The organism is Cellulomonas citrea (genome assembly GCF_009829685.1).
Taxonomy (GTDB): Bacteria; Actinomycetota; Actinomycetes; order Actinomycetales; family Cellulomonadaceae; genus Cellulomonas; species Cellulomonas citrea.
The window spans coordinates 1-508 of sequence record NZ_VWSD01000414.1 but is presented as its reverse complement, the minus strand read 5'-3'; the positions used below and the strand labels follow the sequence as shown (position 1 = coordinate 508).

The window sequence follows — 508 nt, the reverse complement described above, 5'->3', positions numbered from 1 at the left end:
ATCGGATCCGCGGATCCATCCGCTGTTTCTGCGTCTCTTTTTCCGTGAGAGCTATCCCTTCACCACGGAGAAAGTCTATCTCCCACAAATTCCGGGACTGGTAAACATGGCGCTGTACGTTTCGCCGATTGTTTCCGGTGAGGTTATCCGTTCCCGTGGCGGCTCCACCTCTGAATTTACGCCGGGATATGTCAAGCCGAAGCATGAAGTGAATCCGCAGATGACCCTGCGTCGCCTGCCGGATGAAGATCCACAGAATCTGGCGGACCCGGCTTACCGCCGCCGTCGCATCATCATGCAGAACATGCGTGACGAAGAGCTGGCCATTGCTCAGGTCGAAGAGATGCAGGCAGTTTCTGCCGTGCTTAAGGGCAAATACACCATGACCGGTGAAGCCTTCGATCCGGTTGAGGTGGATATGGGCCGCAGTGAGGAGAATAACATCACGCAGTCCGGCGGCACGGAGTGGAGCAAGCGTGACAAGTCCACGTATGACCCGACCGACGAT

1 protein-coding gene is annotated in these 508 nt (G+C 56.3%); it reads left to right on the top strand.

Features of this window, described 5'->3' with window-relative positions; all coding sequences use genetic code 11:
• A partial coding sequence (locus F2B26_RS17025) for a major capsid protein (RefSeq protein WP_438939218.1) occupies positions 1-508 on the top strand: 508 nt, incomplete at both ends.